Consider the following 4,243-nt stretch of genomic DNA (forward strand, 5'->3'; position numbering starts at 1 on the left):
TTTTATGCCACCTTCCATTTCGGCTTGGTAGGTTAGTGTGCATAACCCACCGCTCCCGGCACAATTAGACAACATTTCTGCCCGTTGCGCGGCGCTCAGTTCTCCGTATTTATTCCAGATGGCTTCGGTAGATTGTAAACATTCATGGAATGCAGGTGATTGAAGAGGATCACGATTTCACCAGCATTAGCACCATTTGCGTTATCAGTTGCAATGGCCCCTGCAACACCTCCACCAATTTTCTCATGAAACATCCAAGTTAAACGAAGTTATAAAAATTCCTCTTTTTTATAAAATAATTAAATGAGTTCATATGAAGACTATCAAGATTGAGAGTAAATGCTAAAGAGTTCCCTATCTTGTGATAGTGAATTTGTGTTAGGAAGATAGGCACTATAATAGCGGTCACTCAATAGCAATTGAGTGACCGGTTAGTCCTTAACACATCAGGCTATTACACTTAATTTTAGTAAAAATCTTCGCGTTTAAATTTCTTTCCTGTTGGTTCAATTTCGTTTTCCCATAATGAGACTGTTATACTTTCACTTGGTATATAAACAGCATATGATTTCCCTAACCCTTCGTCTTCACCAATACCAAAAATAACACCTTTTTGATGGCTATATTCTATTACACGATCAATATCTTGAATAATAACCTCTTGATAGAAAGTGAATTTATCTTTCATTTATGTGTAATTCTCCCGTCAAGCGAAACATTTAGATGTTTACCATCTCTACTCGCCCAGCCCAATTGAATCTTTCCTTGTGGTGAAAGTTGGACATCCCATTCAAAAGGTTGTCCTTGAGTTCTGGAAGGTCCTTTTGTCCATTCATTACCAAACTTATCAATATACCCATTATTAGGGCCTTTTTGTAAAGCCTGATTTGGTGTGTATTTAGGCGATGGAACAAATCTAATTTTACCTTCTGTTGGTAATTGGACATATTTCAGCCGCCCCTTAATAGACCACAGTTGCCCTGCACCAATTGAGCCATAAGGATTAAATGTTGGTTCTTTTACATATTCAAGTGGGGCTTTTACCGCCACTTTAGCAAACTTATCGGCGGCATGGGTAGTCACCCATGTCGAACCTTTGACAAGCCCTAAACCGCCAGCAGCTGTGCTGACAATACCCGTTACGATTTTTCCCATTTCCAGGCCGGCATTATATGCACCTTCACTGCCTGCTTTCTCGTATTCAACTTTGATGACATCCAGTTGCTTAAGATAGTTCTCCTTCGTTTCTTGCCAGATAAAGCCGGGCATATCTTCCTGCATCAAAAGCATTTTAAGTGCATCTATTGTCTCTGACGGATTAGAAACTGCCCCGATAATCGCCATGACACTATCGTAAAGTTCTACCGGAACACCAGATACAAAGCCAGCGGCAAGATGGAGGTCTTGTTGAGAGCCGATGATCCCCCATTTGCCAAGAATTTGAGCTTTCTTAAGATAATTGGTTTCTGTAGCAAGCTCTTTTTCCATCAATTCTTGTTGATGATGTGTGAGATAATTGTACCGGAAAGTATTTTCAGCACTGTTTGCTCCGCTGTAAGCACCATCTGCTTTGCCGGTAAATACAGCACCAGCAATACCACCGAAAGCGCGAACAATTTGTGCTTGTTGTTCTGATGTTTTTTGCCATTTTTCAGCCTTGATAAGATTATCGCCCATCATTGCACCGGCTAGCTCAGCCGCTAAAGCTCCAGCTATCGCTCCTTTTGTATTACCACGACCAATTTCAGCACTGATACCTGTAACAATCGCATGGCTGATCGTTTTTCCGGGTAAACCTAATACCTGACCATTATCACCAATCAGTCCGGCCCCTTCGGCGTTAATCTGATTGCCGATATTGGCAAGTAATGCGGTGGTGAAATTGTCTTTAAAGCTGCCGCCATTAATCGTAGTACCCAAGCTGGCGCCGATAATGGACTGGCCTGCGACCCGTTGGGCCACTTTGCTCCAGTCATGATTGCTCAGTTGGGGTAAGGTGGTTTTTGCCGGATCCAGCTTCCCGCCATTCGCCGCGTTATCCCATCCCATCACCGTGTCAAAGCCCGCCAGTGCGCCGCCCATTGCCATGGATGTGAAGGTGGATTTAACGGTGTCGCTGCTGCCCATCGCTTTTAAGGTTTTGGATAGGTCGGCCTGATTATCAATCAGGGCGACCGCCGCCTGAGAGGCCAGCGCCGCCATGCCGGAAGCCGTCGCGCCGTAAGCCACTGAACTCACGGTAGCGGCGGTACTGGCGGTCGCCCCCGCTGCCGTCGCCGCTGAACCTGCCGTCCCTGCGGCTGACCCGGCCACCGAAGCCGTTATGCCTGCGCCTGCCGTCACGGCGGCCACAGCAATCGCTATCACCGCCGAAACCACCGGGTTCAGATGCTGGCTTTTATAATCCCAGCTGTCATACGCGTCTTTGACTAAGCTCCATTGCACATCCTGACGTTCATTGAGCCCTTTCAGCCAGGCGGTTTCCGGGGTATTACCGAGGACGGAGACAACATTTTGTAATGACTGACCGTTTTGGGCTTTGATATCCGCGCTAATCCCGTTGGCGGCCTCTACGGTGAGTTTTCCGCCAAGATGAATAGCGGGAAGCACCCAGGTATTTTCGGTGTAGCCTTTATCTGTCTGCTTGATGTAGAACCCTTTGGAATGGGTAATCGTTTGCGCAAAAGTACTGTTTTTTACCGCTTTAAAATTAACCTGACCGTGAGTACTGGTCAGTTTGGCATTTTGATGGGTGGAAATTTTACTGGCTTCATAGGTGCTGTCATCCCGGCTTAACAGGTTAATATCGCCGCCGGCGGTAAATTCAGTGACTTTGTTCGTGACATCATGACGGGTGCGTGTGGTGGTTTTCTTTTTGCCATACCACCTGCGTGTAGTTTCTGTTTTCTCATAGTGACTGGATTCTTCCATCGCCTGAGCGTACAGGTAACCGCCTTGTGCCGCGATATCCATCGCCCCTTTGGCCGCCAGTTTGGCGGCCTGGAAAAGAATGCTGCCGGTTGAGATAACCGTGAGTATGCCGCCGCTGGTCAGTTCAGTGCCCTGCTGAGTCACTGATTCGGTGAATTCCCTGTGACCTTCCCGGTAGGTGTGGTTCTGAACCGGCTCAAAACGCATATCACCGCCAGAGGAGAGGGTGACATCACCACCGGAAGTCAATTGAGCACCCGCGGTGGTGATAGCGCCATTTGCCGCCATCGTCAGTTTTTTATCACCGCGGATTTGAGCAATAATATGTCGGTCATCCTTGTTGTTATCATTCGTCTGGTTAATGACAGAATAAGCCAGGGACGGTAATGTGATATTTCTTCCGGCGGATAATAATGTATTCCCGTTAGCCTGTATCTGAACGGCTTTCCCATTAATATCACCGCCACTCATGATACTGATATTATTCTTTGCGGTGATTTTGCTGCTGAGTTCTGTTGAGTCTAGAGGCAGGATATGATCTTGATAGGTTAATTCTGCGGAGCTCAAATCAATATCTTTTGCTGCGCTTAAATAAATATCTTTCCCCGAAGAGATATCTGAGCCTTTAGCGGAAATAGTATTTCCAGCATGGATTGTCAGTGATTCAAGGGCATTTAACACCCCTGATATGGGTGCGTTATGCCTGTTTTCTGTCTTTAATTTTGCAAAATTATAGGTGTCCGCATGGTTTTCTACGGTCACATTATTATTTGCTATCAGAGCGATATTTTTACTCGGTTGTAAATAGACGTTTTGTAACAGGAGATTTTTACCCGAGTTGATAGTTAAATTATTAACAGCATCCAGTTTATTGGATACAGGATGATCGTTGGTACTGTGTTGGCGCCAAAGATAACCGAATTGATCACCATTATGAAATAGAATATCTCCATGACGGCTCATAGCGGTGATATCCTTTCCTTTTATATCACTTTGCCAGATATTGATATTATTGACGGCAGCCATAGATAAATTATTGGCTGTCGAAAGTATTGAATTTTTAAGGGTAATATCGTTTTCAGAAATGATGTTTAAATCATTAGCCGCGTTGATTTTATCTTTGAGGGTGATTTCTCCACCATGTAATAAGATACTTTTAGCCGACAGTATTTCCGGCAGCTTTTCACTATTGGCGGGAAGCTCATAATAGAAATCTGAACTGGGCGGCGATTTACGTGGGTAGTCAGTATCAATATTAATGCTGTCGCTAAAGTCAGCGATAAGATTACCTTTTGCGATGATACTTGCCCGT

Annotated in this window: 2 protein-coding genes; both read right to left on the reverse strand. The window is 45.0% G+C overall.

All coding sequences use genetic code 11. The features are described 5' to 3' along the window. Window positions 1-466 precede the first annotated feature (466 nt). Entirely contained in the window at window positions 467-688 is a 222-nt protein-coding gene (locus tag ABR397_RS21980) for a hypothetical protein (protein ID WP_350307575.1), read from the reverse strand. Continuing rightward, window positions 685-4,243 (reverse strand): DUF637 domain-containing protein (locus tag ABR397_RS21985; protein WP_350307576.1); only part of this gene is annotated, 3,559 nt, incomplete at its 5' end. The genes ABR397_RS21980 and ABR397_RS21985, both read right to left, overlap by 4 nt.

The organism is Photorhabdus viridis, assembly GCF_040256935.1.
In the GTDB taxonomy this organism is placed as follows: domain Bacteria; phylum Pseudomonadota; class Gammaproteobacteria; order Enterobacterales; family Enterobacteriaceae; genus Photorhabdus; species Photorhabdus viridis.

Bases quoted from the DNA above. Each gene is read 5' to 3' on its own strand.
- ABR397_RS21980 (WP_350307575.1), bottom strand. From the start codon at position 688: ATGAAAGATAAATTCACTTTCTATCAAGAGGTTATTATTCAAGATATT.